The organism is Armatimonas sp. (assembly GCF_043760365.1).
In the GTDB taxonomy this organism is placed as follows: domain Bacteria; phylum Armatimonadota; class Armatimonadia; order Armatimonadales; family Armatimonadaceae; genus Armatimonas.
Window position 1 is genome coordinate 1 of the sequence record NZ_JAYUPA010000666.1, and the last position, 3,933, is coordinate 3,933.

Below are 3,933 nucleotides of genomic sequence, written 5' to 3' on the forward strand. Positions count from 1 at the left end.
GCATCCATCCCCATATCCGGGACGCCTTTTTTGATGGCATCAAAGAATAATTTGTCGTACTGCGGGGCGAATTTTTCGAGGGTCAAGAGAGTCTTCGTCCCCGCGCCACCGCCCTCGCCCTGCTCGCCATGGCACTTCGCACAAGTATCGTTGTAGAGACGTGTCAGGTTGATCGCCTGCTGTTGCGGCTGTTGCTGAGAAGCTTGCTTGCCTGGCTCCGCTTTGCTGCTCTTTTCCAGAGGCAGCAAGAGAAACGCACAAACGGCGAGGGTAAGTGTAAGAGATAGTTTAAACATGGATATAAATTATACCGCGGAGCGGGGCTACTCGATCACTTTCCGGGTGGCTAGATCGTATTTCTTGCCACTTGCGACGGACTCGGGGGCGGATTTTTGGGGATCGTAGAAGTTGACGCGGGTGCGACCTACGATCTCCGCGACGGAGCCCTGGACAATCAGCGCGGTGGCTTCATCTATGCCAACTCCTAATAACTGTGGATAGGTTTTGATAAGCAGCTCCATGTCCTTGAAGCGGTTGCGCTGGGTGAAGTGCTGATCAATGGCCATGCCGGGCAGAAACCCCATGCCGCGCTCGTAGCCGGGGGCGATGATCTCCTCGGGGCCAAGCGGGTTGCCGCGCGCCATGTACTCACCCTGAATGGATGCGCCCGCGCTACTGCCGCCGATCACGCCGCCGCGCTTCAGAACCTCGTGCATGAGCTTTGCGGCTTTCGTGCCCTCGTAGGCATCCACAAATCGCCACTGCCGTCCGCCGCCAAACCAGACTCCGGTGGCGCGCTTGAGCAATTCTAGCACCTCGGTCTTGTCCACGGCCTCGGGGGTGCGGCCAGTCAGCTCGACCACTTCTCTTGCTCCCGCGCGGCGTAGCCCCTCGGCCATACCGTCTTTGGGGGGAAGCGGGTCGGGCATCGAGATGGGAATCACGGCGATAATGGCTTTATCGCCGCCCGCCATTTCCACAAAACGCTGGGTGAGTCCCTGCGGCATTCCACCACCCCCGACAATCACCAGCGTCCCTGACGGCACATTCGGAAGCGGCATTTTGGCGGGTGGAAAGCTCGGCTCCATGCGCTGACGGCTCCGGCGGCGTAGGGCCGTGAGGTCTGCAAGGCGCGTGCGTCCGCCCAGCGTGACACGCTCCTCGGGGCCGAACCTCGTCGCGGCGAGGCGAATTATGACGTGCACGGCACCGAGTAGCTGAACCTCCCGCCCTACAATGGCCAGCGCCGCGCCCTCGGGAAGCTCATAGCGGATCGCCGTGTTGGCATCGGGGAGCAGGCCGTCTTTGAGGGCCGTTTGGGTGAAAGCGAAGTTGCCCCCAAGAGTCGCACCACGGGCTTGGGCAGCCTTGAGTGCATCAAGAACTCTCCCCTTGGGCGGCTCACGAAACTCCCACCAGATTCCCGTCGCCTCCGTAAGCTCGCGCGTGTCGGGGGCCTTGTCTTTCACCCCGATAAACTTTCCCTCCAGCGGCTTTGCCAGCCGTGTGAAGGTCAGAAACGCCTCCGGGGCGGCGGAGCCGGGGCCACAGAGAATAAGAGCGCCGGGGATTCCCTCGGCAAAAGCGGGTTTTTCGTATCGCATGATTTACTTTCCAGCCCCCGAAGCGCTTGGGTAGCGGTCGAAGTCGTCTTTCCCCGAGACGCGCGGGTCGCCGGTCTTGCGGAGTGTCTCATCAAGCAGTGTGCGCAGGCGAGCGAGCATCTTGGCGTGCTTCGGGTCTGCTGCCACATTGATGAGCTGGTGCGGGTCAGCCTTGAGGTCGTAGAACTCCTCGGCGGGGCGCTTGGCGATGGCCCAGGTGTGGAAACGCGTGTCGGTGCTCTCCACCACCGCCTGCTTGCTGGGGGAGCCCTTGATAGAGTTCGCTTGGTCAATGTCGGCGTAGAGCGGCGGATCGCCCGCGGGCCAGCGCTCGGGCGCGAGGTTGTGAATGTAGAGAAAGTCTTGGGTGCGAACGGCGCGTGCAGGGTAGCCGAGGTTTCCCACCCGTCCCCCCGTGAAATGGCGCTCCCGGGCAAAATAAACCACATCACGCTTTTGCTTCTTCCCCGACATAAGCAGTGGCAAGAGACTTTGGCCGGTGATTTCCGGGGGGAGGGCTACTCCGGCGGCTTCTAGAAACGTCGGGGCGAAGTCGGTCTGGCTGACGAGCTCCCTGCGCTTCTGGCCGGGCTTAATGCGCCCAGGCCAGCGGATTGCCAGCGGCATGCGTGTCCCGGCATCGTAGAGGTTGGTCTTGCCATGAGGAAACGGGAAACCATTGTCGCTCGTCACCACCACCAGCGTGTTCCGCGCCCGCCCCGTGCGTTCCAGCAAGGTCAAGAGGCCACCGAGCTCTCCATCGAAGTCCTCGATCTCGCTGTGGTAGTCCAGCATATCTGAGCGCACTTCGGGCGTGTCCGGAAGAAACGGGGGAACCACAACATTTTCGAGCTTCTTGCCGCGCTTGCGACCAATCCCAGTCTCGTAGGTGCGGTGCGGGTTGAAGCTGCCAAACCAGAAACAAAACGGCGTCTCAGCGCTGGCGATGGTCTTTAGGAACGCATCGAAGCTCGCGAAGCGCGGCCCGGCGGGGCTGTTTTCGCGTCCGTGCTTGGCAAAATCCCCCGGTCCCCAGCCCTTGCCCGTGTGCCCGACAGCGTAGCCCGCCGCCGCGAGCAAGTCAGGATAGACCGGGGCGGTGTTGGGCCAGAACGAATGGAGGTTCGCTCCTTCGCCGAGTCGCCAGATGTGCTGCCCCGTGAGAATCCCCCCGCGCGAGGGAGTACACGACGGTGAGGCGCAGAAGGCATGGGTAAAGAGTGCTCCTTCACGGGCAACTCTATCAAAGTTCGGGGTTTGGGCAACGGGATCGCCGTAGGCCCCAAAGTGGCTCCACGATGCATCGTCGGCGATGACAAAGAGAATACTGGGGCGCGTGTCCATGCAGGCATTTTACCTAAGGAAGCTAAATTAAGGCAGAAGACGTGCAGGGTAGCTAGGAAATCGCGCATTCCACTCTGTAATATCCACGACGACAACTTCGATGGTGTGCATCCAAGCCCGGGCTCTTGATCCGCTACGAGGCAACATGCTCCGCATTCTGGTCATCATGTGCGAGCGCAACGCAGAGTCGGCAGGAGTGGATTCCAGGAGCAGTACATAGAGAATGGGTGCAGCAGGTGGTGCTCCTGTAAGTGTCAAAAAAGTACAGGTACCCAGGAATTTCTCACGTAGCTCCCGACCAAACTTGCCGCTTCGCATCTTGCTCAGGTAAGATCGGCGCTGCCCACCGCGACGGTGCGTGGGGATGACATTAGGAGACCAGCTCTTCATCTCCAGCCAGAGCTGGCCTGTCGGCTCGATGATCTGAAAGTCAACGCCCCCCAGAACAGTATTAATCGTATCGTGTTTCTCGTGTTGAGGAGTAGCGCTTAAGTCCAGCTCAATCCCGCTTTCTTGGTAGACACTCACTTGCGGCGTCTCCCTGTTGCACGCGTCAGCTCACGGTCGTAGAGCGAGTCAAACTGCTCCGCGATGGGATTGGGATGGAGCTGGGCATAGTCGCTTGTCATCTCCACTGTAGTACCCTCGGGCGTGGACTCCAGCGCAAAATACCGAACGTCGTCAGCAGCCAGCGCCTGCAAGTCCAGCTCTTTCAGAATCACGTAGCTGTGTGTTGCCAGAAAAATCTGCACCCCACTGCGTGCCAGCTCCAACAAGACCGCAACTACTTCATCCATTAGTACCGGGCTTAGATGAATCTCTGGCTCATCCCAGAAAAGCACCGCCCCTGGCTCCAGCCAGCCATTTTTGATCAGTTGGTACAGTGTCGCAATCTTCCGCAACCCATCCGCCACCAGTGGCATCGCCTGCCGCCCCTGCGGCGTCTTCAAATAAAACCGCTCGCTCTCTTCCTCAATTTCCCCAC

5 protein-coding genes are annotated in these 3,933 nt (G+C 60.0%); all 5 read right to left on the minus strand.

The features are described 5' to 3' along the window. A partial coding sequence (locus tag ACH2EH_RS15450; RefSeq protein ID WP_395142929.1) for a c-type cytochrome occupies window positions 1-296 on the minus strand: 296 nt, incomplete at its 3' end. Window positions 297-323: 27 nt separating this feature from the next. Further along, window positions 324-1,604 carry a cyanophycinase gene (locus ACH2EH_RS15455; RefSeq protein WP_395142930.1) on the minus strand — a complete coding sequence of 427 codons (1,281 nt, stop codon included), beginning with the start codon at window positions 1,602-1,604 and terminating at the stop codon, window positions 324-326. A gap of 3 nt (window positions 1,605-1,607) precedes the next feature. Next, a complete protein-coding gene (locus tag ACH2EH_RS15460; RefSeq protein ID WP_395142931.1) occupies window positions 1,608-2,948 on the minus strand; it encodes a sulfatase in 1,341 nt (446 codons plus the stop codon). Between the two features lie 27 nt (window positions 2,949-2,975). Further along, window positions 2,976-3,476 carry a hypothetical protein gene (locus ACH2EH_RS15465; protein WP_395142932.1) on the minus strand — a complete coding sequence of 167 codons (501 nt, stop codon included), beginning with the start codon at window positions 3,474-3,476 and terminating at the stop codon, window positions 2,976-2,978. Beyond that, window positions 3,473-3,933 (minus strand): AAA family ATPase (locus ACH2EH_RS15470; protein ID WP_395142933.1); only part of this gene is annotated, 461 nt, incomplete at its 5' end. The genes ACH2EH_RS15470 and ACH2EH_RS15465, both read right to left, overlap by 4 nt.